The sequence below is a fragment of the bacterium genome, assembly GCA_026708055.1.
GTDB lineage: Bacteria > Actinomycetota > Acidimicrobiia > Acidimicrobiales > CATQHL01 > VXNF01.
Map to the genome: position 1 here is coordinate 36853 of JAPOVS010000075.1, position 23544 is coordinate 60396.

Here is a 23544-nt window from a genome sequence, read left to right on the forward strand (position 1 = left end):
CGGCCCCGCAGCGATGAGGCCGCGGGTCGTCCGGCTGGACGATCCTGAAGCACTCGACGTCCCGGCCGTCGGGGCCAAGGCGGCCGGCCTGGCCCGGGCGCGCCGAACGGGACTGCCGGCCCTCGACGGTTTCGTCGTCACCCTGGCAGCCTCGGCCGAGCCGCTGCGGCTGGCCGCCGAGGAGTTGGCCCGGCGAGGCTCGGGCGCGGCCCGGATGGTGCTGCTGCGCAGCGAACTCGACGAGGCGCTGGCGGCCGAGATCGCCGAAGCTGCCGCCGAGCTGGCCGAACCGCTCATCGCCCGCTCCTCCAGTGCGCTCGAGGGCGAGGGAACCTGGGCGGGGGCGTTCGCCTCGCTGCCCGAACTGCGCCGGCACGAGGTGCCCAAGGCGCTGCGCAGCGTTTGGTCGGCGATGTTCACGCTGGAGGCGCTGGAGCGATTCGAGGCAGTCGGCATCGAGCCCGGCAGCGCCGGGATGGGCGTGCTGGTGCAGACCGAACTGGCGCCCGACTGCGGTGGCGCCGCGACCGTCGATGAGATCGGCGCCGTGAGCATCTCGGCGGTGAAAGGCTCGCCGCGCGACCTGTTGGCGGGCTGGGTGCCGGGCGTGCGGGCAACCGTGGGCCCCGACGGCAGCATCTCGGGCAGCGAGGCGCTGGAGTTGATCGGTGCCGCAACGCTGGGCGAGGTGGCGGCGCTGGCCCGCCAAGCCGACGCCGAACTGGACTGCAACCTCGTGGAGTGGGCCGTCACCGGCGGGGCCCCCGTGCTGCTGCAGGTGCAGCGAACCGTGTCGGCGGCTGCGAGCGAGAGCATGGTGCTGCCGGCCGCCCTCGGGCATCCCGAAGCACGGCGCCTGGCGCGGCTGGTCATGTCCTATCCGGGGGCGTTGGGCGAGGAGTTGGTATTGGGCTGGGCGGCGGCTCGGGTTTCTGCTGACCGGGCCGGGGGTGGTGGTTTGTCTATTGGTACACGTCCGGCGGGGGATGGGCCGATCGGGGACACCCCCGGCCCTACCCGTTCTCCTGGTCCGGGCGCCGCTGGCCAGCCCTTTGGTGGGGAGGGGCTGGGGGGCTTGTTGGTTCGGGCTCGGTTGGTCTCTGCTGAGTTGACTGCTTCGGCTTGGGGGCGGCCCGTTGAGGAGGCTTCGGCTTTGGCCCGGTCGGTTTTGCGGCGGTTGCGGGGGGATCGGCCCAATGAGTCGATCGAGGCTCTGGGGGGGCTGGCGGCGTCTGATCCGGTTGGGGCCGCGGAGGTGTTGGGGATCATCGAGCGGCTCGGCGATGCCCTGGGCGATCCGCATGGGGTTTGGTATCACTCGGCGGATGAGCTGGCCGAGATCCTCGGCGGCACCGCCTCGCTGGAGCGGGGGCGCGTGGGGCGGGACCGCTGGGAGCCGTTCCTGGCCGGGGTGGCGGCGCTCGGCGGCGAGGCGCGCAGCGGGATCGGCGCCTCGGGCGGTGTCGGCGCGGGACGGCTCGTCTGGGTGTCGAGCCCCACGTCGGTGGACCACGTGCGACCCCGGGACGTGATCGTGGTGCAGTACCCGCTTCCCAACTTCGCTCCCCTGCTTTGGGACGCCGCCGGTCTCGTCGCCCTGGGTGGCGCTCCCTCGGCGCACCTCATGGAGGTGGCCCGATCACTCACCGTGCCGGCCGTCGTGAGTTGCCCCGTCGACGACCTGTTCGGTACCGGAGCGTCGGGTCGCAGGGGACCGGACACCCCGCTCCACCTCGGCACCGTCGACGGCGACGAGGGCCGGGTGGCGGTCCTGGAGTTGTGATGGGCCCGGGCGACGCCGACCGGCGCCGGGTCGGGGTGATCGGCGTGGGGGTCATGGGCGGCGCCATGTCGGGGCATCTGGTCGACGCCGGGTTCGAAGTGTGCGGCTACGACGTCGATCCGGCGAAGGTCGCCGCCTCCGCCGCGACGCCGGTCGGCTCGGTGGCCGAGGTGGCCGCCCGCAGCAACGTCGTGCTGCTCTCGCTGCCATCGGTGAGCGCTCTGGAGGGCGTGTCGGCGGAACTGGCCGACGCCGAGCCGGCCAGCCTCGTGGCCGTCGAGATGAGCACCCTGCCGCTGGAGGCGAAGCAGCAGGCCCACGACCGCCTCGCCGCGGTGGGCTGCGACCTGCTGGATGCGCCGGTCAGCGGCACCGGGCTGCAGGCCGCCGACGCCACGCTCGTCGTCTACTCCAGCGGCAGTCGCGCCGGCTTCGAGCGGGCCGCTCCGCTGTTCGACGTCATCGGCCGCCGCACGTACGACCTCGGCACCTTCAGCAACGGCACCCGCATGAAGTTCGTCGCCAACCTGCTCGTCGCCGTGCACACGCTCGCCGCCGCCGAGGCGCACGCCCTCGGTGAGGCCGCCGGGCTGGACCCGGCGCTCACCCAGGACGCGGTCTCGAACGGCACGGGAACCTCGTCCATGTTCGACATCCGGGGCCCGATGATGGTGGCCGACAGCTTCGACCCCCCGTCGGCGCGGTTGGCGCTCATCCACAAGGACGCCGGCATCATCGCCGCCTACGCCCGGGCGGTCGGCACGGAGACGCCGCTGCTGGACGCCGCCGTCCCGATGTACGAGCGGGGCCTCGCCGCCGGCCTCGGTGACCTCGACGCCGCCGCCCTGCGTCGCCTCTTCGATTCCCCGCCGCCGGCCGATTCCCCCACAGGCGAGGATCCCCGGCCCCAGCCGAGGAACCTCGAGGTGCGCCGCGGCGATCGGCCGCGAGTCGGGGTGATCGGCGTGGGCGTGATGGGCGGTGCCATGGCCGCCAACCTGGTCGCCGCGGGGTTCGAAGTCTGCGGCTACGACGTCGAGTTGGCGAAGGTCGCCGCCTCCGCCGCCAGCGAGGTCGCCTCGGTGGCCGAGGCGGCTGCCCGCAGCGACATCGTGTTGCTCTCCCTGCCGTCGGCGGACGCCCTCGAGACCGTGTCGGCGGAACTGGCGGCCGCCGGACCGGAAGGTCTCTTGGCCGTCGAGATGAGCACGCTGCCGCTGGAGGTGAAACAGCGCGCCCACGACCTCCTCGCCGAAGCGGGTTGCGATCTTCTGGATGCGCCGGTCAGCGGCACCGGACTGCAGGCCGCCGACGCCACGCTCGTCGTGTACGGCAGCGGCAGCCGCGCCGGGCTCGAGGCGGCGTCGCCGATCTTCGACGTGATCGGGCGCCGCACCTACCACCTCGGGGCGTTCGGCAACGGCACGCGCATGAAGCTCGTCGCCAACCTCCTAGCGGCGGTGCACACGCTGGCCGCCGCCGAGGCGCACGCCCTGGGGGCTGCCGCCGGGCTGGACCCCGCCGTGACCCAGGAGGTGATCTCCGCCGGCGTGGGCACCTCGGCCACCTTCGACATCCGGGGCCCGATGATGGTCGCGAACAGCTACGAACCCCCGGCCGGACGGCTGGCGATCATCGACAAGGATGTCGGAATCATCGCCACCTTCGCCCGGGCGGTCGGCGTCGAGACACCGCTGCTCGACGCCACCCGGCCTTTCTACCGGCGGGGTACCGCCGGGGGCCTCAGCGACCTCGACGTCGCCGCCGTGCGCCGCCTGTTCGAATCTCGGCCGCCGGCCGGATCCCCCACAGGCGGGGCCGCGTCCACCGAGACCGCACCCATCAACACAGAAGGAGCAAAGCCATGACCATCGCCCGCAACGTGCTCACCAAGGAGCTGGTGGAGGAGTACTGCGCCCGGTTCAACAACTGGGGCCGCTGGGGTGACGACGACGAGGTCGGCACCCTCAACTTCATCACCCCGGAGAAGATCATCGAGTCCGCCTCGCTGGTGCGGACCGGCAAGGTGTTCTCGCTGGAGCTGCCATTGGACGGCAACGGGCCGCAGACCGGTGCCTTCGGCCGGGTCAACCCCGTGCACCAGATGGTCGCCACCGGCAGCGACCACGCCGCCGGTCTCCAGAACTGGCCGAAGGACTGGGGCGTCGCCGACGACACCCTGTTCCTGTTCCTGCAGGGCGGCACCCAGTGGGACGCCCTGTCGCACATCTTCCACAGCGGGAAGATGTACAACGGCTTCGACGCCAACCTCGTGACCGCCCAGGGGGCCGAGCGCAACGGCATCGAGCACCAGAAGACGGTGGTGTCCCGTGGCGTGCTGCTGGATGTGCCGCGGGCGCTGGGGCGCGACCACCTCGAGCCGGGCGAGCCGATCGACGGCGACCTGCTCGACGCCACCTGCCGTCACCAGGGCGTGGAGGTCACCACGGGCGACATCGTGCTGATCCGCACCGGCGACATGGCCCGGCGTCGCCACCTGCCCGGCTGGGACGGCTACTCCGCCGGCGACTCGCCCGGCCTGTCGCTGCTGTCGGCCCCATGGCTGGCGGAAAAGGAGATCGCCGCCCTGGCCACCGACACCTGGGGGGCCGAGGTGCGCCCCAACGAGATCCCCGGCACCTTCCAGCCGTTGCATCTGGTGATGATCCCCAGCATGGGGCTGTTCGTGGGCGAGATCTGGTACCTGGACGAGTTGGCGGAGGACTGTGCCGACGACGGGGTCTACGAGTTCCAACTCGTGGCGCCGCCGCTGGTCATCCCCGGCGCCGTGGGCTCGCCGCTGAACCCCCAGGCCATCAAGTAACGGAACACGCGCCAGGAGCCCACCGAGAGGTGGCCAGCACAACGCCGTCCTCCGCCCCGCCCCCCGGCACCGGAGCGCTCTCGGGAGGTACGGCTACGATTACTCGCACGGCCGGTCACGACGGGAGCCGCCGATGGGGCATCGCCACTTTCGCTGGCTGCTGTTCCTCACAGGACTGTTCGTCCTGCGCGTGGTAGGCCAACTGGTTCAGGCCATCGGCCCGGTTTCGTTCCTCCCGCCGTTCGACGCCTTCCAGGGCTCCACCCTGCCGTACGGCGCGCTGCTCGCCGCGCAGGCGGCGATCATTGCCGCGCAAGTGGAGATCCTCCGGCGGGTACGGAACGACGCGATCCGCCCCCGAGCCTGGCAGCATCGCGCCTGCTTCTCGCTGGGCGGCGTCTACTTCACGGTCATGGCGTTCCGCCTGGTGGCGGGTACAACTTTCCTCGCGGACAACACCTGGTTCTCCAAGAGCATCCCGGCGCTCTTCCATGTGGTGCTCGCATCCTTCCTGCTGACGCTCGGGCACTACCTCCGCAGACGGTCGATCGCGGCGCCGGTGCCCACGACGGGCGTCGCGGCACCCCCCGGGGGGTCAGCGTGACCGAAGGCGGCACCGAGAAGCTCGCGGTGAGGTTGATCTCCGCTGGCGCCTACCCCGCGGTCATGGCGCTGGGGCTCGTGCTCTACCTGTCGTTCGTGGCGCTGGGATGGCCCGTCGCCGCGGCGTCCTATGTGGCGGTACTGATCGGCGCGGCGCTCGTCACGGTGCACGAGCTGAAGCTGCCGTACCGGACCGACTGGCGACCGGCCCGGCGAGAGGTGGGTACCGACACCCTGTTCATGATCGTCGTCCAGGTCGGGCTGCCGTACCTGCTGTCGATCACGCTGGTACTGGCGCTCGCGGATCTCCTGGCGACGAACGGGATCACAGTCTCGGGCATCTGGCCGCACCGCCTTCCGGTCCTGGCGCAGGCCTTCGTGATGCTGGCGGCCGCCGACTTCCCCCGGTACTGGCTGCACCGGGCCTTTCACAGGTTCGTCCCCATGTGGCGGTTCCATGCGGTTCATCACTCGCCGCATCGCCTCTACTGGGTGAACGTGGGCCGGTTCCATCCGCTCGAGAAGGCCGTGCAGTATCTCGTCGACGCGTTGCCTTTCGCTCTGCTGGGCGTCGCACCGGACGTGCTGGCCGCTTACTTCGTCTTCTACGCCCTCAACGGCTTCTACCAGCATTCCAACTGCAAGGTCAGGCTCGGGCCGCTGAACTGCATCATCAGCGGACCAGAGCTTCACCGCTGGCATCACTCCGAACTGGTCGGCGAGTCGAACAACAACTACGGCAACAACCTGATCATCTGGGACGTGCTGTTCGGCACGCGTTTCCTGCCCGAGGACCGCGACGTCGGCCCCCTCGGCCTGCCGAACAGGCGGTATCCGGCAGGATTCCTCAGCCAGATGAGAACGCCGTTCGTCGCCGGTCTCGAGAAATGAGCAGGGCCCGGTACGGCCTCCTGACGACGGCCCTCCGCCTCACCCAGGGCCGCCGCTACAAGCGCCTGCTGAACGACGCCAAGGCGCCCTTGGCCGTCCAGGAGGCGCTGCTGCGGCGCATCCTGGCGCACAACGCCGGCACCGAGTTCGGGCAGCGTCACGGATTCCACCGGATCACGAACCTCGCCGAGTACCGGCAGGCCGTCCCGCTACAGACCTACGAGGACCTGCGCCCTCTCATAGAACGTCAGGAGGCGACGGGCGAGCGGTGCCTCACCGCGGCGCAGCCCGTCTACTACAACCGGACCAGCGGGACGGGCGGCGCTCCCAAGAACATCCCGGTCACGGCGACGAGCCTGCGGCGGCTGAAGAACGACCAGCAGCTCTCGGCGTACATCTGGTCGCTCGGCTCGCGGGTTCTGGAGGGCAGGACGTTCGCCATCAGCGGCCCGGCGGTGGAGGGACGGATGGCCGGCGGCACGCCGTTCGGTTCCGCGTCCGGGCTGCTCTACCGGAGCCAGTCGAGGTTCGTGCGGTCTCGGTGCGTGCTGGCGCCCGAACTCTCCGACGTCGAGGACTACGACGCCTGCTACCTGCTGATGGCCATAGGCGGCCTTGCGGAGCCGCGGGTGACCCTGATGGCGACGGCGAATCCCTCGACGTTCCTGCGGCTGCTGTCGGTCGTGGACCGGAACCTCGACACCATCCTGGAGGCGATTGCGACGGGGCACCCACCTGATGGTCTGGGGTGCAGCGCCGCGGGGGTCGATGCGCCCGAACCCCGCCCGCGGCGCGCCCGGGAGCTTGCCGAACTGGCCGCTGCCGGCCCGCTCCGCTACGCCGACATCTGGCCGGGACTGCGGGGCGTGATGACCTGGACGGGGGGAAGTTGCGGGGTCGCCCTCGGTGGTTTGTCGGATCTGCTTCCCGACGGCGCTCGGATTATCGAGTTGGGCTACGCCGCGAGCGAGTTCCGCGGAACCATCAACGTCGACGTGCGGCGCAACGTGTGCCTCCCGGTGCTTTCCATCGTCTTCTTCGAGTTCGCCCGGAGGGCGGAATGGGAGGAGGGGACGGCCGAGCTGTGCGGCCTGGAGGAACTCGAGGAAGGGTGCGAGTACTACGTGTTCGCGACGACGCCGGACGGGCTCTACCGGTACGACATCAACGACATCGTGCGGGTCACCGGACGGGTACACGAGACGCCGACCCTCGAGTTCGTCCAGAAGGGCGCGGGCGTCACGAATATCACCGGCGAGAAGCTCACCGAGGGCCAAGTGCTGGAGGCGGTGCGCTCGGCACTGCCGGGCCGGGGCGTGCGGCCCGACTTCTTCATCATGATCGCCCACGAGGACACGGCCGGATACACGCTCTTCGTCGAGGCCGGCGGGCGCATCGGTGCGGCGGACCTGGCCGAGTCGGTCGACGAGCGCCTTTGCGCGTCGAACATCGAGTACCGCGCCAAGCGTCGCAGCGGGCGGCTAGCCCCTGTGGCTCTTCGCCAGCTTCGCAGCGGCACCGGTGACCGCTACCGCGCGAGCTGCGTGGCGTCGGGCCAGAGGGACGCCCAGTTCAAGTATCTCCATCTCCAGTATGCCCGCGAGTGCCGGTTCGATTTCGCCGGTGCCGTCGTGACGGAGGCCGACGGTGGGTCCGGGTAGGGCCGATGCGTATTGAGCGTCTCGACGTCTTCGCGTTCCCCGTCCCGTTCAGGGTGGTTTTCCGACACGCCTCTGCCAGCCGGGCCCGCGCCGAGAACCTGATCATCGCGGCGCGGTCGGACTGCGGCCGCGTCGGCTACGGCGAGGGCTGCCCGAGGTCGTACGTGACCGCCGAGACGGTTCCCGGCGCGGTCGACTTCGTCCGGGGCGTCACCGAGTCGATCATCGGCGCGGTCACCGACGCCGCGAGCCTCCGGGACTGGGCCGAGGATCATCGCCGCCTCATCGACCGGAATCCGGCGGCGTTCTGCGCGGTGGAGTTGGCGATACTCGACCTGATCGGCAACGTGACGCGGCGCCCCGTCGAGGACGTCGTCGGCGCGCCGCGGCTGTCCGGCTGTTTCTCGTACTCCGCGGTGCTCGGCGACGCGCCCCCTCTCGCCTACCGGTGGCAGTTCCACCGCTATTGGAAACGAGGGTTCCGGGACTTCAAGGTGAAGGTCTCCGGCGATCCCGAGCGCGACCGGGCGAAGATGCGCGTGTTCCGCAACAGGAGCGACCCGTCTCTGCGGGTCCGCTTGGACGCCAACAACCGCTGGACGTCCGTCGAGGAGTGCGTCGGACACATCACGGCCATGGGTCGCGGCATCTCCGCGGTCGAGGAGCCGCTGCAGGCAGGCGACCTGGACGGGTTCGCACGCGTCGGCGAGGAATGCGGAGCGAGGATCATCCTCGACGAGAGCATCACCCGGGTCGAACAGCTGGAGAGGCTGGACGATCCCGCCCGGTGGATCGTGAACGTGCGCGTCTCGAAGATGGGCGGGATCATCCGGTCGCTGCACCTGGCCAGCGAGGCCGCCGGTCGGGGCCTCGGGATCATCGTCGGCGCCCAGGTGGGGGAGACCAGCCTGCTGACCCGCGCGGGGTTGGCGGTCATGAACGCGGTCGGGGATCGCCTCGTCGCCGCCGAAGGAGCCTTCGGCACGCACCTGCTGCAGCAGGACCTGACCGGGAGTTGCCTGATGTTCGGCGACGGCGGTGTGCTCGATTCCGAGGACGTCGACGCCTGCGCCGCCGGTCTCGGGCTGCGGGTCCGGGCGGAGCAGCTCGTGGCGGTGTGAACCTCGCGTCCTCACACATCCCCGGCGCGCCGGAGGACTGTCACGGCATCCGCCCCTGTACCTCCCTGTTCACCCGCCCCGGCCCAAACCGGCGAGCCGCCACCGGATGGCTGCACAGCGTCGCCCCCTGCGCAACCGCCGGACCGGCGAAGACCGCACTCGGCCCCGGCCGTTCAAGCAGTCCGCCGCCGTCGTACGGGCGGAAGCCCACGCCCGACACGTTCACTTACGACCTCGCGGACGCAGGCGGCGAACAAGGCAAGCAGCACCCCTCGCAGCGGCATGGGTCCGGGAGACAGATTTGCCGACAGGTGAGTTGCGGACAGCGGGCGTAGCGTGACCCGCTGGAGCGCACGCGCAGGTACGAAGGGAGACGACCATGAGCATCGCTGGATGTGACCCGGCGGAGGTGCCGATCGGCTGGATCGGCACCGGCGTCATGGGCGCCTCGATGTGCGGGCACCTCATGGGCGCCGGCCATCCGGCCACAGTTCACACCCGCACACGCGCCAAGGCCGAGGGACTGCTGGCGCGCGGCGCCGCTTGGGCCGACTCGCCCCGGCAGGTGGCCGAGGCCGCGGACGTGATCTTCACCATCGTGGGCTACCCGGCTGACGTGCGGGAGGTCATCTTGGGGCCCGACGGCGCTCTGGCGGGCTGCGGCGGCGGCGAGATCATCGTGGACATGACCACCAGCGAACCGTCGCTCGCCGTCGAGATCGCCGAGGCCGCCGCGGCGCGGGGCGTGGCGGCGGTGGACGCCCCCGTGTCTGGCGGGGACGTGGGCGCCCGAGGGGGAACCCTGTCGATCATGATCGGCGGCGACGCCGCGGCGGTGGCCTCACTGGAGCCCTTCTGGGAGGCCATGGGGCGCACCTGGGTGCACCAAGGCGGACCGGGCGCCGGCCAGCACACCAAGATGGTGAACCAGACGCTCATCGCCGCCGGCATGATCAGCGTCTGCGAGGGCCTGCTCTACGCCTGGCAGGCCGGACTCGACCTCGAAACGGTGATGGAATCGGTCGCCAGCGGTGCGGCCGGAAGCTGGTCGCTATCGAACCTGGGCACCCGCATGATCGCCGGCAACTTCGACCCCGGCTTCTTCGTGGCGCACTTCGTGAAGGACATGGGCATCGCCTTGGCCGAGGCTGACCGCATGGGCCTCCACCTGCCCGGCCTGCGCCTGGCCAGCGAGTTCTACGAACGCCTGATGGGCGCCGACCGCGGCCGCCTCGGCACCCAGTCCCTCATCCTCGCCCTCGCCGAGCTCTCCGACCTCGACTGGACCGAGCGCTGAGGCAGGCACCCCTCCGCCTCCAGACCCGCGCTGGCCAAACTCCACCCAAGAGGGCCGTCCGTCTGCCGTCCGGGTCGTGCGACAGGTAACTTCTGGCCCGTGGTCGACGCGGCTGTCGCAGGGGTAGATTCAGGGGTGCCGACTGTTGCGGACGCCCGGCGGGCGGCGGAGGTACTGGCCGACGCCGGGGCGGGCCGCGTGTTGCTGTACGGGTCGGTCGCCCGCGGCGAGCAGACCGCCGACAGCGACATCGATCTCGTGGCCGTCTTCGACGATCTCGGCGACTACGCCGATCGCTGGCGCCGCAAGGGCGCCCTCGCCGAAGCGGCTCGGAAGGCCTGCGGCTGGCCGGTGCAGGTGCTGGTGACCGACCGCCCCGAGTGGCGGACCCGCTCGGAACATCTCCGTTGGACGCTGGAGCGTCGCATTGCACCCGAGGTGGTGCCTCTGGTGGAACGCCCCGAGGTGGGCGTGGACTGGGGCAAGGAGATCGGCATGGCCGACAGCGACGCCGGCGAGGCTCTCGACCGGCTGCTGAACCTGCGGACGCAGGTCACGCAGATCCTCAACGTGATGGATCGAGGCACCGCAGAGGAGGGCGCCATCGCCGACGGCGATGACGAGGCACTGGCCTTCTACCGGCAGGATCGCCTGTGGGCGCTGTGCGGGGCGGCGCAGCTGTGCGCCGAGAACGCTCTGAAGGCGCTGATCCATGTGATCTGCGGCGACGATCCGCGGCGCATCCACACGATTCCCGAACTCGCCGCGGAGCTACCGGACCGGCACTGGGCGGAGGTGCGGAGTTGTTTCGACGACGAGACATGGGACACGGTGAGCCGCTGGCGCACCGACGCCGCCTACCCGGCGGACCGCCCCGAGCGGTCGTCGCGTGCCACCGGTGCCTACAGCGAGCGCCTCGCCCGCCACGTCCTCGCCGCGGCGATCCTCGCCATCGACGCCTACGAGCAACTCTACGGACCCTGCGGCGAGTCCCGCCGGCTGCGCCGCCACGTCACCGACACCGCCGGACGCCTCGAAACCCAGGGCATCGCCTGAGCCGCACACCGGCGAGCACAGGATCGATCAAGAGAACAGCCAGCAGGCCGGCAAGACTCGGCACCGGCCGGTCAGTCGCCTTCGTAGAGCCGGTCGAGGTCCACCAACTCCACGTCAGGGCGGCTCGCGGCGACCGCGGCGAGTTCCGGGGTGAAACCCTCCAGTGAGAACAGCAGCCGCTTGGACGTGCCCGCCAACGACACCCGCTTCCGTCCGGCGACCAGATCGGCCCGGTGGTCCAAGCGCTGGAGATCGCCCACCCCCAACCGGGACGCCTTGGCCTCACCGAGCACCTGGAGCGCAGTGCCCTGGCGAGACTCGCCGCCGACATCGGGCACCGCGGCCGCCACGTCCAACTCGAAGGATCGCCGGCGGTCCCTGTCGTGGACCTGCACGCGCCCGGCAGGAGCAGCAGGACCACCCAGAGTCTCCTCGCCGGCGTAGCGGTCCACCCACCGCCGGCAGACGGACTCGAAGTGGGGTCCGACCACCTTCGATCGGTAGGTCGCATCGGCCGCGGCCCACACCTCGCCAGCTCGGCGGTCCTCGAGCAGCGCTCGGTGCCGGCGACTGATCAGATGATGGAAGCGCACGATCGGATCCGCCACCCTGTACGCGGGCCGGCGGGCCGTCAACAGGTCGTCGGTCCGTTCGACGAACCCGGCGGAGAGCATCACACCGAGGTGGTAGATGATGTCGCCAGGTGCCCGGCCGACGGCCTCGGCGATCCGACCCTGCGAGGCCCGCCCCGCGGCGATCGCCTGCAACAGGGAGTAGTACGGCGCCTCGACGGTCACGCGGGGGTCCTCCCGCAGCAGGTACTCGTCCTCCCGGAACAGCGCGTGGGACGGATTCAGCACGGTCGCGGCGAGCCAACCTGCCAGATCCTCCCGGCGGGACGGGATCCCGGCAATTCCGGCCAGATCCTTGTAGCCGGCGGCCCCGCCTACCACCGCGTCTACAGCGAAGGCCACCGCCCGATCCTCGATGCCCCAGAACCCGCGGGCCACGCGATAGTCGAACGACGCCAAGGGCATGTCCAGAGCCGCCCGACCGCGCAGGGGCGAGGTGCCGCTGAGGATCCCGGTCATGGCCGACATGGCCGAGCCGCACACGATGACGGTCACCGGCGAGTCCCGCCGCGAGCCCGGATCAGCAGCGGCCTCGTCCATGACGGCCTGCAGTGCCGAATCCAGCTCGGCGCTGCCCCGGCGCAAGTACGGGTACTCGTCCAGCACGAGCACCTTCGGACCGCCCCGCGCATCGCCGAGCAGGGCGGCGGCATACTCCAGCGCGGTGCGCCAATCGTCGAAGTGCAGCGGCGGCGACGGCGCCTGATGGCGGCTCAAAGAGTCGGCGAAACGTTCCAGAGCCGACCGGCGTTCCTCCTGCAGGGCCAAGTGATACACCCCGCCGGTGGCCTCCACCAGGCGCCTCAGCAAGAAGCTCTTGCCGAAACGGCGGCGCCCGTACACGATGCCGAGGCGCAGCCGCGGACCGGGCGCCGAGACGAAGCCGTTGAGATCCTCCCACTCGACTTCCCGGTCGTACAGACTCTCCGGCTTCCGCAGCACTCCGTTCCCCGAACCTTCCGCTGTTCTAGCCTGATTATAAAACTTCACTTATACGAAACGGGATCATACTTGTGTGCCGAATCAGCCGCGGCCGACACCGCGGTCGCACGGCGATTCTGCGACGCCCCGACGGTCACCTGTCACAGCAGTCGGGTAAGTTGATCGGCCGTGCTTCGGGAAGACCTTTGTCGGCGGGGCAGCGGACCACCCGAGTCACCGACCGGCCGCAGGCGGGTGCCGGTGCCAGCCGGAGGCTCGCCATGAGCTACCAGCTCGTCGAGGCGGAGTCGTACTGGGACTGCCTCAGCTCGCTGCGCCGGAACGACCCCTACAAGGCCGACCTGGTGGACACGCTCTTGGAGCTGCGCCGTCAGCCGTTCCGCAATCCGAGGCTGACCACGCACGACATCGGCGTCGCCGGCAACGGCTCCAAGCTGTTCTCCTCCGATGTCGGCGGCCGAGCCTCGGACCGTCGGCTCATATGGCAGATCTTCAATCGAACGATCGTGGTGCTCCTTTACGGCTCGCACAAAGTCCAAGACCGCGCCAAGCGTATGCGCTTGGCCTACGACGAGACCGACCGGATCGTTCAGATTTACGAACAGGCGCCCGACGGCGCCACCGAGCGCACCTACCGTGAGCACCGCAACCAGATCGGGAAGCTCTTCATGGCGTGGACGGACGCGGAACTAGCCGAGCGGGGCCTCCCCGGCCCGGCCATCGCCCATCTGCGCCGCCTGGACAACGTGGACGAGCTGTTCGCGTTGGAACCGCACCTCGGCGAGCGGCATCTGGGACTGGCGTTCAACTTGGCGGCCGGGGACGCGGCGGGCCGCCCCGCAGAGAGTCGGACGCCACCGGTGCCGAGAGCGACGTCGGCACCGGACGGATCCGCCGCCGCGGCCGAGACGCCCGCAGGGTCCACCGGGTCGACCGCCGCGGGCGACGCCGACGATGCCACCGGGGGATCGCACGCCCCGCAAGCCCTCGCAGCCGCCGAGCCCGTCGCCGACGACTCCGACCGGCTTCTGGAGCACTTACTGAACGACGAGGCCGCCGGATCGCTGTTCACGCGGACCGAGCCCGAGTACATGGCCGAGGTGGTCGGCCGACCCATTGAGGACTGGATGGTCTTCCTGCACCCCGACCAGCGCGGTGCCGCAACACGGCGCTACCAGGGCCCGGCCCGGGTACGCGGCGCGGCCGGCACCGGCAAGACCGTCGTGGGCCTGCACCGTGCGTCCGAGTTGGCGCTGCGCAACCGTGCCCTCGTCGCCGAGCGAGAGCAGGACGGCGGCGAAGCCGCCACGGTGCCGCCGGTGCTGTTCACGACCTACATCAGGTCGTTGCCCGCGGTGTTCGAGTCACTCTATGACCGGCTGCCGGGCACCCGAGCCGGTGAAGTGGAGTTCATCAACGTCGACCGGCTCGCCCGGCGGATCTGCGACGAGGCGGGTGACAGCGCTTTCGTCAACCCCAACAAGGTCACCAAGGCCTACAACGAAGCCTTCAAGCAGACCGTCGTGGCCGAAACGCCGCTGCACCGCGGCTTCACCTCGCAGTACCTGCGGGACGAGATCACGAAGATGATCAAGGGGCGGGCCATCGAGACGCTCGAGGAGTATCTCGAAGTTCCCCGCACCGGGCGGCGAGCACGGCTGGGGCACCTGCAGAGAACCCAGGTGTGGGAACTCATGGAGTGCTGGGACGCGCACATGGCCCGCCACGGAACCATCGACTTCTGCGACGTGATCCTGCGGGCGCTGGCCCACGCCCGCGGGCGCAGCAGCCCCGCCTACTCGGCGGTCATCGTGGACGAGGCACAGGACCTCACCCTGGCGGGACTGCAACTCCTGCGGGCGCTCGTCAACGCGCCGACCGTCGAGGGGGATCGACCCGACGGCCTCTTCATCCTGGGCGATGCCGCGCAGCGCATCTATCCCGGCGGGTTCACGCTCCGCCAGGCCGGCGTCGAGGTGCGGGGCCGCACCACCTTGCTGACCGAGAACTACCGTAACACCGCCGAGATCATCGGGGCGGCGATGGCGGTCGCCGGCGACCACCGCGTCGAGGACCTCGGTGAGGACGTCCGTCGCGGGGACGAGCCGATCGCGACGGTCAGGAGCGGACCCCGCCCGGTCGTCGTGCAGATCAGCGGGCTCGACGCCCAGACCGACGAGATCGCCCGCAGAATCGAGGCTCTCGAGCGTTGCGACGCGGGCATCGGCCCCGGCGACGTGGCCGTGCTGGCACCGTTCAACACCTCTGCCAACAGCGTCCGTGCGCGCCTGCGGAGCCACGGACTCGAGGTGCAGTCGTTGGAGGACTACGACGGGCGGCCCAACGACGCGGTGAAGGTGGGCACCTACCACCGCGCCAAGGGGCTCGAGTTCAAGGCGGTGTTCCTGCCCCACCTCGGTCGGTTCCCGCCGCAGGCGAAGAAGGGCTCGAGTGCCGAGGAGGCCGCCGAGAACCACGAGTTGGCCGTCTCGCAGCTGTTCGTGGCAATGACGAGGGCCCGCGACCTCGTAGTGATCCTCCACGGAAGCAGGCTCAGCCCCGTGATCAGCCCCGCCGAGGACCACTTCGAACGAATCGAACCGTAGGTGTGACACCACCCGCCGTGTTCGCGGGACGTCTCGTTGTTGTGGCCGTATAGTGGCCGTACGGACTTGTTGGATGCCGAGGGGAGCAACATGGAGCAGCACAAGGGTCGGACTCGTAGTGCGCGCCTGGAGGTCCGGACGACCCCGGAGGATCGGAGGCTGATCGACAAGGCAGTCGCCGCCTGCGGAGTTGGCCTGACCGAGTTCGTCGTATCCAACCTAACGACGGCGGCGCGTCAGGTACTGGCGGACCGCACCGAGTTCGTTCTCGATCCCGAGGCGCAGGAGGCCTGGGAGGAGTTGAACCGACGCCCCGCGCGTGACCTGCCGGGGCTCCGCGAGTTCATGGCCCGCCCATCACCCTTTGCCGACGAGTGACCGGCCGATACCCGCCGCCGCGCCTGCTGGCGCCCGGCGACGATCTCGACGGCTTCGAGTGCCGCTCCGAGACACAGACCCAGTGGCTCCACCGGCACGCCCGGCAGGCGCACGGCACCGGTACGACAAGGGTGTTCGTCGTCACCGCGCCGCCCGGCTCGAGGGTCGTGGCCTACTACGCATGGTGCATGGCGGCCATCGCAACCCCGGACGCCCCCGAGCGACTGAGGCGCGGGGCCGGCCGGTACCCCCAGCCCGTCGCCCTTCTCGCCCGCCTCGGCGTATCGATACAGCACGAGGGGCGGGGCCTCGGTGCCGGACTGCTGCGCGACGTCATCCGCCGGACGGCCCGGGCAGGCCAAGAGATCGGGTGCCGTGGCCTGCTGGTCCACGCCGAGACCACCGACGCCCGATCCTTCTACCTCCGAGCGGTCCCGGAATTCGAATCATCACCCACCGACCGGCTCCATCTCGTGCTGCTGATGAAGGACATCCACCGACTGTTCCGGGACTGACTCCGCAGGCAGCCCTCCATCGCAGTGTCGCGGAGGGAGCGTTCTCGGAATCATCCGTCCAAGCGCAGCGAGGCGGTCTGACCGGGTACGGTCGGCGGCGTGGATTCGCTCGATCGAGTTGTGCCGCCGTCGGGGCGGCATGGCGGTGACGGGCCGGCGGTGGCGCGGGCGCTGGGGTTGGATCCGGGATCGCTGCTGGACCTGTCGCAGAACCTGAACCCCTTCGCCCCCGACGTGGCGACGCTGGCGGCATTGCATTTGGGGGAGTTGCGGCGCTATCCCGATCCGGCGGCGGCCAGCCGGCTGCTGGCCGGGGCGATGGGGGTGGATCCCGCCCGGCTGGTGCTCACGAACGGAGCCGCCGAGGCAATCGGGCTCGTGGCGGGCGAGATCGGTGGGCGTGTTCAATCCGAGCCGGAGTTCGGGCTGCATCCCCGTGGCGACGCGGGGCCGGTCTGGCGCAGCGACCCGCACAACGTGGCGCTGCGCGTCTTGCCGCCCCGGGTGCGCCGCGACGCGGGGCCGGTCTGGCGCAGCGACCCGCACAACCCCTCCGGGCGCCTGGCCGGGTCGGACGACGCGGCCGACGTATGGGACGAAGCGTTCTACGCCCTGGCCACCGGGCGCTGGACGGCCGGGCGCGACGGCGTCGTGGTGGGCTCGCTGACCAAGACGTTCGCCTGCCCGGGGCTGCGGCTGGGCTACCTCATCGCCGACGACGTGGCCCGGTTCGCGCACCGGCAACCGCAATGGTCGGTGGGCTCGCTGGCGCTTGCGTTGCTTGCGGATCTGCTGGAGCGCGCCGACCCGGTGGGCTGGGCGACGGCCGTCGCCGGGGCGCGCCGTGACCTGGTGGAACTCCTCGAGACACGGGGTCTCACGGTGCAGGCCGCCGACGCTCCCTGGGTACTGGTGCAGGCCCCTGGCTTGCGGGAGGCCCTCGCCCCGCACGGCGTCCTGGTACGGGACTGCGCCGGCTTCGGACTGCGCGGGACGGCGCGGATCGCCGTCGGCGACGCCGGTGATCTGGCACGCCTGGCGGCGGCACTGGACCGTGCCGGCTTCACCGACGAGGCCGCCGACACAGGACTCGGCGCGGCGCCCGGCGCTGCCGGCAACGGCGCCGGGACCGGGCGGAGGCCCGACATCGCGGCCACCGTGTCCGACGCGGGCGACTCGGCCGTCGGCGGGCGCGCCGCAGACGGCGGTGGTCGGAGCCGCCGAGAGCCGGTCGAGCGCTTCCTGGGCTAGGAGGCAAGGGCCGGGCCGGCGGCGACAGTTCGACCGGCCGGTCGGGGCCTAGACTGCGACTCGGCTCGGAGACGAAGTCCGGTTGGAATCCGGCACTGTCCCGCAACGGTGAAGCGACTCCTGTCGCTGAGTCCGGTCGAACCTCGGGCCGATGCAAACCACATGGCCCTCGAGGATCAGGGTTGGTTTGGCCGGCAGCCTCTGTCGATCGAGCTTCCGTCCTCGACCGACAGGAGGTACCGGATGTTCCGACACCGCCTCGTTCTCATTCTCGTCTCGATCCTGGCGCTGGGAGGGCTACTCGCCGCAGCGTGCAGCGGCAGCGACGAGTCACCGACCACGGCAGCAACCGCACCGGCAGCCGAACCCGTCCCGGCTCCCGAACCGGCCCCCGCACCGCCGGAGGCTCCCGAACCTGCGCCTGCAACACCCGAGCCGGCACCCGCACCACCCGAGCCGTCCGAGGACGAGCCACCGCCGGACACCACGGCCACCGAGGAGCCGGCACCGGCGACCGTCGGCGACGAACCCGCGGAGGACACCGAAGCGGAATCGCCGGCCAAGGACAGCGCGACCGGCGAGCCGGAGGCGGAGTCCGCCGAGGCCCTGTCATTCCCCGTCACGATCACCTCCGACGGGGGAACCTGGACACTCGAGTCGCAGCCCCAGCGCATCGTGTCGCTGTCACCGACGGCGACGGAGATCCTCTTCACCATCGGGGCGGGACCGCAGGTGGTGGCGGTGGACAACTGGTCCGCCTACCCGCCCGAGGCACCGACCACCGACCTGTCGGGCTTCGATCCGAACATCGAGGCCATCACCGCCTACGAACCCGACCTGGTGGTTATCGCCAACGACAGCAACGAACTGGTCGCCGGCCTCACGGCGCTGGACATCCCGGTGCTGATCAGCCCGAGCCCGTTCGACATCGAGGGAGGCTACGCGTCGGTGGAGACACTCGGACTCGCCACGGGTTACGCCAGCGAGGCGGCCGAGGTCAGCGGGTGGATGCGTTCGGAGATCGCGGCCGCCCTCGCCGACGCACCGGTCGTGCCCATCCGCATCTACCACGAACTGGACGACACACACTTCTCAGTCAGCTCCAACAGCTTCCTCGGGGCCGTCTACGCGGCGCTCGGCACGGTGAACATCGCCGACCCGGCCGACACCGACGGCTACGGATACCCGCAGCTCACCGAGGAGTACATCATCGAGGCCGATCCCGAGTTGATCATCATCACCGACCTGCTGGCCTACGGCGCGGAGGACGTGGCCGCCCGGCCGGGCTGGGAGACGGTGACCGCGGTCCGCGACGGCAACATCCTGGTGGTAGACGCCGACATCGCCTCCCGATGGGGCCCTCGCCTGCCGCAGTTCATCGGCGCCGTCGCCGAAGCGCTGGCGACGATCGCCGCGGCGTCCTAGGCGGCACGGAGCCGCAGGCACAATGGCCAGACCGCCCGCGCCGGACAGCGCCGAGCGGGCCACCGGGCGCGCCTTCCGGCTGCCCCCGCTGGCCGCCGCGGGCACGCTGGTGGCCCTAGCGGCGGTGGCGCTACTCAGCGCCACGACCGGTGCGGCAGGTCTGGCGTTCGGCGACGTGCTGGCCAGCCTCGTGGACCGCTTGCCGCTCGTCGACGTGGACTCACCACTCAGCAGCCGCCAGGAGGGCATCCTGTTCCAGATTCGCCTGCCCCGGCTGGTGCTGGGCATGCTCGTGGGCGGCTCGCTGGCCATGGCAGGAGCCGCCTACCAGGGGGTGTTCCGCAACCCGCTGGCGGATCCGTACCTGCTGGGCGTCTCGGCAGGCGCCGGGTTCGGGGCGGTCCTAGCGCTGGGTTTCGGCCTCGACGTGGGCTGGGGGCCATTCGATGCCCTGCCGGCGGCGGCGTTCCTGGGAGCCCTGGTCGCGGTGACGGCTTCGGCGGCCATCGCCCGGGGCGCCTGGCGCTCACCGGCCACCCTGCTGCTCGGGGGCATCGCCATGGCGGCGTTCTTCTCGGCGGCGCAGACCTACGCCATCGGCCGGCTCAGCGAGACGCGCACCCGCGAGGTGCTGTCGTGGCTGTTCGGCCAACTCAGCACGAGCGGCTGGAGACAGGTTTGGATCCTGCTGCCCTACGTGGTGGTCTGCGGGATGATCGTGCTGCTGCACCGCCGGCACCTCGACGTGCTTCGGGTCGGCGACGATGAAGCGCGCTCGCTGGGCCTGAACCCCGGCAGGGCGCGACTCGTGGTGATCGCCTCGGCGTCGCTGCTGACGGCTGCGGCGGTGTCGGTCAGCGGCCTCATCGCCTTCGTCGGCCTCGTCGTGCCGCATATCGTCCGGCTGCTGGTGAGCCACAGCTACCGGGTGATCGTGCCGCTCTCGGCGCTCGGGGGGGCGGCCTTCCTGGCGCTCGTGGACACTGGCGCCCGCACGCTGACCGCCCCCGCCGAGTTGCCGGTCGGTGTGATCACCGCGTTCGTGGGCGCCCCGTTCTTCGCCCTGGTGCTGTGGCGCGGCGTCCGGAAAGTGGCGGCATGACCTCGGCGGCAGCGGCCTCGACCATAGCGACCGAGCCGGCCGGCGCCCACGCCCTCACCTGCCGCGGCGTGCGCGTGACGTTCGGCGAGACCGAGGCGCTGCGCGGCGTGGACCTGCACCTGGCAGCCGGGGAGTGGCTCGGCCTGATCGGCCCCAACGGCGCCGGAAAGTCCACACTGCTGCGGGCCATCGCCGGGCTGGTGACCCACGACGGCACCGTGGCGCTGGACTGCGGCCGGCGGCCCGAAGGGACCGACGTGGCCCTCGTGCCGCAGATCCCGATCCTGCCCGAGGGCATGTCAGTGGCCGAGTACGCCCTGCTGGGGCGCAGCCCTCATCTGGGCTGGCTGGCGGTCGAGTCGCGCCGTGATCGCCGCATCGTGGCGTCGGTGCTGGAGCGCCTCGACCTGCAGCAGTTCGCCGACCGCCCCGTGACGCACCTATCCGGCGGGGAGACCCAGCGGGTCGTCCTCGCCCGAGCGCTCACCCAGCAGGCCCCGATCCTGCTGCTGGACGAACCCACCAGCGCCCTGGACTTGGGCCACCGGGACGCCGTGCTGGAGTTGATCGACGACCTGCGATGCAACGACGGGATCTCGGTCGTCGCCGCCATGCACGACCTCGGCACGGCCGCCCGCTTCGCCGACCGGCTGGCCCTGATCGACCGGGGCCGCATCGTCGCCGACGGCCCGCCCCAGAGCGTGCTTGTACCGGGCAGACTCTCCGATGTCTACGCCACGCCGCTCAGCGTCCACACCGTGGCCGGTGAGATCGTCGTCTTACCTGCACCCCGCACGCGACAGGAGCACCTCCCGTGACCAGCGACGAAGCCCCCCTTACCGACCGCCCCTACGAGCAGCGCCAACTGCGCTCGGCGCCCTCGCTGGTGCTGGTCAACACCGGCGACGGCAAGGGCAAGTCCACGGCCGCGTTCGGCACGATCCTGCGGGCCCTCGCCCAGGGTTGGCCGGTGGCGGTGGTGCAGTTCCTCAAGAGCGGCGACTGGAACACCGGCGAGGAGAAGACCTGCCGCGGCCTGGGCGTGGAGTGGTACTCGGCCGGTGACGGCTTCACCTGGGACTCCGAGGACCTCGACGAGACCAAGGCGAAGGCGGTGGCGGCTTGGGAGTTCTCAGCAGGGCTGGTGGCGGCCGGCACCCACCGGCTGGTGGTACTGGACGAGATCAGCTACGCCATGACCTGGGGATGGATCGCCGCAGACGAGGTGGCGGCGGCATTGGCCGGGCGCCCCGAGCAGGTCAGCGTGATCCTGACCGGCCGCGACATGGCGGCGGAGGTCGTCGAGGCAGCCGACACGGTCACCGAGATGGTGAGCGTGAAGCACGCCTTCGACGGCGGCATCCGGGCCAAGAAGGGGATCGACTACTGAGCGCGGCGGGCACAGGGAGCGGCACGGCCACGGCGGCGGCCGGATCCGGCCGCCGCGGCGGCCCCCGACACTCCCCGACTGCGGCACCGGCCAACAGTGCCGGCGGGCACCCATGACAGTGCCGGTCGAGCCGGTCCTGCGCGTGGCGGACGCGGCGCCGCGTGGCGTGCTGGTCTGGCGCTGGCCGGCGACCGTCGGCGCGATCTCCTCTGCAGCTGTGGGGGGCGGATCGAGCCGGCCCGGCTGGGTGATCAACGTGGGCGTGGACTCGGGCTACGGGCGCACCGACCTGGCCGGCCACGCCGCCGAGGTCGCCACCGGGCTCGACCTCCCGGGCCGGGGCGTGGCGCTCTTCACCGCCGCAAGCGTGAACCGACCCGCTCGCAGCGCTGCCGGCGGCGTCACCGTGCACGCCACCGTCGGCGTCAGCCACCCCACCTGGGCCGCGGCTCCTGAGGCCGGCAACGGATCCGCCGAAGTTCTGATTCCTGAGGGGTCGCGGCCGGGCCCGGGGCCCGCCGTCCCGCCGACGCCCGGGACTATCAATCTCGTCATCCAGGTCCCGGTGTCGCTGGCCGGGGGCGCGGCCGTGAACGCCGTGATCACGGCAACGGAGGCCAAGACCCAGGCGCTGGTCGAGGCGGGCGTCGACGGCACCGGTACCGCCACCGACGCGGTCGTGGTGGCGTGGCCGTCCTCGACAGGACACTCCGAGCACTTCGCCGGCCCTCGCTCGCCTTGGGGAGAACGAATCGCGCGCTGCGTGCATGCGGCGGTGCGAGAGGGACTCGCGACATGATCGCGCTGGTGCTCGGTGGAGCCAGCTCCGGCAAGTCACTCGTGGCCGAGGAGCTCGCCGGATCCCTCGGTGGCGCCGTCACGTACGTGGCCACCGCCGTGCCGGACCCTGGAGACGCCGACCATCTGGCACGAATCGCCGCCCACCGGACGCGCCGCCCGGCCGACTGGGTGACGGTGGAGTGCGCCGCTGCGGCCGACCTGGCGGGCCATCTTCGGCGGCTCGACGGCGTGGCGCTGGTGGACTCGCTCGGCACCTGGATCGCCCTGAAGCCAGGCTTCGACGTGGCAGAGGAGACCGCCGACCTGCTGGCAGCCGTCGCGCAGCGAGATGCCCCGACCGTGCTGGTCTCCGAGGAGGTGGGCCTCGCCGTGCACCCGCCGAGCGAAGCGGGGCGGCGCTACGTGGAAGCCGTCGGGGCACTCAACCAGCGGATCGCTGCAGTCGCCGACACGGTGCTGCTGGTCGTGGCCGGTCGGGCCTTGGAGTTGCCGTCACCGCAGGGCGGGTCGTGCTGAGCGCGCTGTCGTTCCTGACGATCTTCGGGCGGCCGATTCCGCCGAGTCGGCACACGTTCCGGTGGTTCGCCGTCGTAGGTGGCGGGATCGGGGCAGCCGTCGGGGGCGTCCACTGGGGGGCCCACCTGCTGTGGCCGCCGCTCGTTGCCGCTGCCGTCGTCCTGGCCGCGGACCTGCTGCTGACGGGAGCGCTGCACCTGGACGGCCTGGCCGACTCGGCCGACGGGCTGGGGGCGCAGGTGGACCGGGCCCGACGCCTGGAGTTGATGACCGAGCCCGGGATCGGCGCCTTCGCCCTCGCTGCGGGCAGCGTCGTGCTCGTGGCCCGCTGGGCGCTGCTCGCGGAGGGGGAGATCGAGTTCCTGGCGTTCGTGTGCGTCTGGGCGACGAGCCGCGTCCTCGCCGCGACAGTGCCGGCCTTCGTCGGCTACGCCAGGCCCGGCGGGCTGGCCGAGGCGTTCTGCGCCGGTTCCGGGCGCTGGTTGCTTGCGTGGCCGGCGCCCGCGGCGGTGGGGCTCTACTTCGTGAGTGGCCCGCTCGGTCCGATCGCGGCGGGCTCCGCCGTCATGACCTGCATCGGGATCGCCGTCCTCGCCAAGCGGCGACTCGGCGGATTCACCGGAGACATCCTCGGCGCGGTGATCATGCTGAGCGAGACGGCCGCATTGCTGACCCTCGTGGCCGCGCCGTGAACCGCCGGCCAGGTGACTGCGACCGAGCCGACCCTCGTGGCCGCGCGCTCGCCGGCAA

21 protein-coding genes and 1 riboswitch are annotated in these 23544 nt (G+C 71.1%); of the genes, 20 read left to right on the forward strand and 1 reads right to left on the reverse strand.

The window, feature by feature from the left end:
- Positions 1-13: 13 nt before the first annotated feature.
- The 9 genes from OXG55_15845 to OXG55_15885 all read left to right on the forward strand — a co-directional run bounded on the left by OXG55_15845 (position 14) and on the right by OXG55_15885 (position 11236).
- On the forward strand, positions 14-1783 hold the full coding sequence (locus tag OXG55_15845) for a PEP-utilizing enzyme (protein MCY4104708.1): 1770 nt from the start codon (positions 14-16) through the stop codon (positions 1781-1783).
- The gene (locus tag OXG55_15850; GenBank protein MCY4104709.1) at positions 1783-3651 is read left to right on the forward strand and encodes an NAD(P)-dependent oxidoreductase; all 1869 of its coding nucleotides are present in this window, start codon (positions 1783-1785) and stop codon (positions 3649-3651) included. The genes OXG55_15845 and OXG55_15850 overlap by 1 nt, the downstream gene beginning before the upstream one ends.
- Complete coding sequence (locus tag OXG55_15855; protein ID MCY4104710.1) at positions 3648-4607, forward strand: cyclase family protein; 960 nt, start codon at positions 3648-3650, stop codon at positions 4605-4607. Before OXG55_15850 ends, OXG55_15855 begins: the two co-directional genes overlap by 4 nt.
- A 133-nt stretch (positions 4608-4740) precedes the next feature.
- Positions 4741-5211, forward strand: a complete 471-nt coding sequence (locus tag OXG55_15860) for a hypothetical protein (GenBank protein ID MCY4104711.1) — start codon at positions 4741-4743, stop codon at positions 5209-5211.
- Positions 5208-6101 carry a sterol desaturase family protein gene (locus OXG55_15865; GenBank protein MCY4104712.1) on the forward strand — a complete coding sequence of 298 codons (894 nt, stop codon included), beginning with the start codon at positions 5208-5210 and terminating at the stop codon, positions 6099-6101. The genes OXG55_15860 and OXG55_15865 overlap by 4 nt, the downstream gene beginning before the upstream one ends.
- Positions 6098-7762: a GH3 auxin-responsive promoter family protein gene (locus OXG55_15870; GenBank protein MCY4104713.1), complete on the forward strand. Its 1665-nt coding sequence runs from the start codon at positions 6098-6100 to the stop codon at positions 7760-7762. The genes OXG55_15865 and OXG55_15870 overlap by 4 nt, the downstream gene beginning before the upstream one ends.
- Positions 7763-7767: 5 nt before the next feature.
- The gene (locus tag OXG55_15875) at positions 7768-8883 is read left to right on the forward strand and encodes a hypothetical protein (protein MCY4104714.1); all 1116 of its coding nucleotides are present in this window, start codon (positions 7768-7770) and stop codon (positions 8881-8883) included.
- 379 nt (positions 8884-9262) lie between these two features.
- Positions 9263-10180, forward strand: a complete 918-nt coding sequence (locus tag OXG55_15880) for an NAD(P)-dependent oxidoreductase (protein ID MCY4104715.1) — start codon at positions 9263-9265, stop codon at positions 10178-10180.
- Between the two features lie 135 nt (positions 10181-10315).
- On the forward strand, positions 10316-11236 hold the full coding sequence (locus tag OXG55_15885) for a nucleotidyltransferase domain-containing protein (GenBank protein MCY4104716.1): 921 nt from the start codon (positions 10316-10318) through the stop codon (positions 11234-11236).
- A 71-nt stretch (positions 11237-11307) separates the two neighbouring features.
- Here the strand turns inward: OXG55_15885 and OXG55_15890 are convergent, their stop codons facing one another.
- Positions 11308-12810: a hypothetical protein gene (locus OXG55_15890; protein MCY4104717.1), complete on the reverse strand. Its 1503-nt coding sequence runs from the start codon at positions 12808-12810 to the stop codon at positions 11308-11310.
- Between the two features lie 260 nt (positions 12811-13070).
- Here OXG55_15890 and OXG55_15895 point away from each other — a divergent pair, with 260 nt between their 5' ends.
- The 11 genes from OXG55_15895 to OXG55_15945 all read left to right on the forward strand — a co-directional run bounded on the left by OXG55_15895 (position 13071) and on the right by OXG55_15945 (position 23486).
- A complete protein-coding gene (locus tag OXG55_15895; protein ID MCY4104718.1) occupies positions 13071-15416 on the forward strand; it encodes a UvrD-helicase domain-containing protein in 2346 nt (781 codons plus the stop codon).
- Between the two features lie 90 nt (positions 15417-15506).
- Entirely contained in the window at positions 15507-15794 is a 288-nt protein-coding gene (locus tag OXG55_15900; protein MCY4104719.1) for a DUF1778 domain-containing protein, read from the forward strand.
- Positions 15791-16309, forward strand: a complete 519-nt coding sequence (locus OXG55_15905; GenBank protein MCY4104720.1) for an N-acetyltransferase — start codon at positions 15791-15793, stop codon at positions 16307-16309. Before OXG55_15900 ends, OXG55_15905 begins: the two co-directional genes overlap by 4 nt.
- Positions 16310-16408: 99 nt before the next feature.
- Positions 16409-17560, forward strand: a complete 1152-nt coding sequence (locus tag OXG55_15910) for an aminotransferase class I/II-fold pyridoxal phosphate-dependent enzyme (protein ID MCY4104721.1) — start codon at positions 16409-16411, stop codon at positions 17558-17560.
- A gap of 47 nt (positions 17561-17607) precedes the next feature.
- Positions 17608-17754, forward strand: a riboswitch (adenosylcobalamin (AdoCbl) riboswitch).
- A gap of 49 nt (positions 17755-17803) precedes the next feature.
- On the forward strand, positions 17804-18985 hold the full coding sequence (locus tag OXG55_15915) for a helical backbone metal receptor (GenBank protein MCY4104722.1): 1182 nt from the start codon (positions 17804-17806) through the stop codon (positions 18983-18985).
- A 22-nt stretch (positions 18986-19007) separates the two neighbouring features.
- Entirely contained in the window at positions 19008-20087 is a 1080-nt protein-coding gene (locus tag OXG55_15920) for an iron ABC transporter permease (GenBank protein MCY4104723.1), read from the forward strand.
- Positions 20084-20905 (forward strand): ABC transporter ATP-binding protein, encoded by an 822-nt coding sequence (locus OXG55_15925; GenBank protein ID MCY4104724.1) that lies wholly within the window; start codon positions 20084-20086, stop codon positions 20903-20905. Before OXG55_15920 ends, OXG55_15925 begins: the two co-directional genes overlap by 4 nt.
- On the forward strand, positions 20902-21477 hold the full coding sequence (cobO, locus tag OXG55_15930; GenBank protein MCY4104725.1) for a cob(I)yrinic acid a,c-diamide adenosyltransferase: 576 nt from the start codon (positions 20902-20904) through the stop codon (positions 21475-21477). The genes OXG55_15925 and cobO overlap by 4 nt, the downstream gene beginning before the upstream one ends.
- Positions 21478-21589: 112 nt before the next feature.
- Positions 21590-22276: an adenosylcobinamide amidohydrolase gene (locus OXG55_15935; GenBank protein ID MCY4104726.1), complete on the forward strand. Its 687-nt coding sequence runs from the start codon at positions 21590-21592 to the stop codon at positions 22274-22276.
- Complete coding sequence (locus OXG55_15940) at positions 22273-22794, forward strand: bifunctional adenosylcobinamide kinase/adenosylcobinamide-phosphate guanylyltransferase (GenBank protein ID MCY4104727.1); 522 nt, start codon at positions 22273-22275, stop codon at positions 22792-22794. Before OXG55_15935 ends, OXG55_15940 begins: the two co-directional genes overlap by 4 nt.
- Positions 22788-23486, forward strand: a complete 699-nt coding sequence (locus tag OXG55_15945; protein MCY4104728.1) for an adenosylcobinamide-GDP ribazoletransferase — start codon at positions 22788-22790, stop codon at positions 23484-23486. Before OXG55_15940 ends, OXG55_15945 begins: the two co-directional genes overlap by 7 nt.
- The last annotated feature ends 58 nt before the right edge of the window (positions 23487-23544 follow it).

Bases quoted from the DNA above. Each gene is read 5' to 3' on its own strand.
- OXG55_15850 (MCY4104709.1), top strand. From the start codon at position 1,783: ATGGGCCCGGGCGACGCCGACCGGCGCCGGGTCGGGGTGATCGGCGTG.
- OXG55_15860 (MCY4104711.1), top strand. From the start codon at position 4,741: ATGGGGCATCGCCACTTTCGCTGGCTGCTGTTCCTCACAGGACTGTTC.
- OXG55_15900 (MCY4104719.1), top strand. From the start codon at position 15,507: ATGGAGCAGCACAAGGGTCGGACTCGTAGTGCGCGCCTGGAGGTCCGG.
- OXG55_15915 (MCY4104722.1), top strand. From the start codon at position 17,804: ATGTTCCGACACCGCCTCGTTCTCATTCTCGTCTCGATCCTGGCGCTG.
- OXG55_15925 (MCY4104724.1), top strand. From the start codon at position 20,084: ATGACCTCGGCGGCAGCGGCCTCGACCATAGCGACCGAGCCGGCCGGC.
- OXG55_15935 (MCY4104726.1), top strand. From the start codon at position 21,590: ATGACAGTGCCGGTCGAGCCGGTCCTGCGCGTGGCGGACGCGGCGCCG.
- OXG55_15870 (MCY4104713.1), top strand. From the start codon at position 6,098: ATGAGCAGGGCCCGGTACGGCCTCCTGACGACGGCCCTCCGCCTCACC.
- OXG55_15845 (MCY4104708.1), top strand. From the start codon at position 14: ATGAGGCCGCGGGTCGTCCGGCTGGACGATCCTGAAGCACTCGACGTC.
- OXG55_15940 (MCY4104727.1), top strand. From the start codon at position 22,273: ATGATCGCGCTGGTGCTCGGTGGAGCCAGCTCCGGCAAGTCACTCGTG.
- OXG55_15895 (MCY4104718.1), top strand. From the start codon at position 13,071: ATGAGCTACCAGCTCGTCGAGGCGGAGTCGTACTGGGACTGCCTCAGC.
- OXG55_15920 (MCY4104723.1), top strand. From the start codon at position 19,008: ATGGCCAGACCGCCCGCGCCGGACAGCGCCGAGCGGGCCACCGGGCGC.
- OXG55_15855 (MCY4104710.1), top strand. From the start codon at position 3,648: ATGACCATCGCCCGCAACGTGCTCACCAAGGAGCTGGTGGAGGAGTAC.
- OXG55_15875 (MCY4104714.1), top strand. From the start codon at position 7,768: ATGCGTATTGAGCGTCTCGACGTCTTCGCGTTCCCCGTCCCGTTCAGG.
- OXG55_15880 (MCY4104715.1), top strand. From the start codon at position 9,263: ATGAGCATCGCTGGATGTGACCCGGCGGAGGTGCCGATCGGCTGGATC.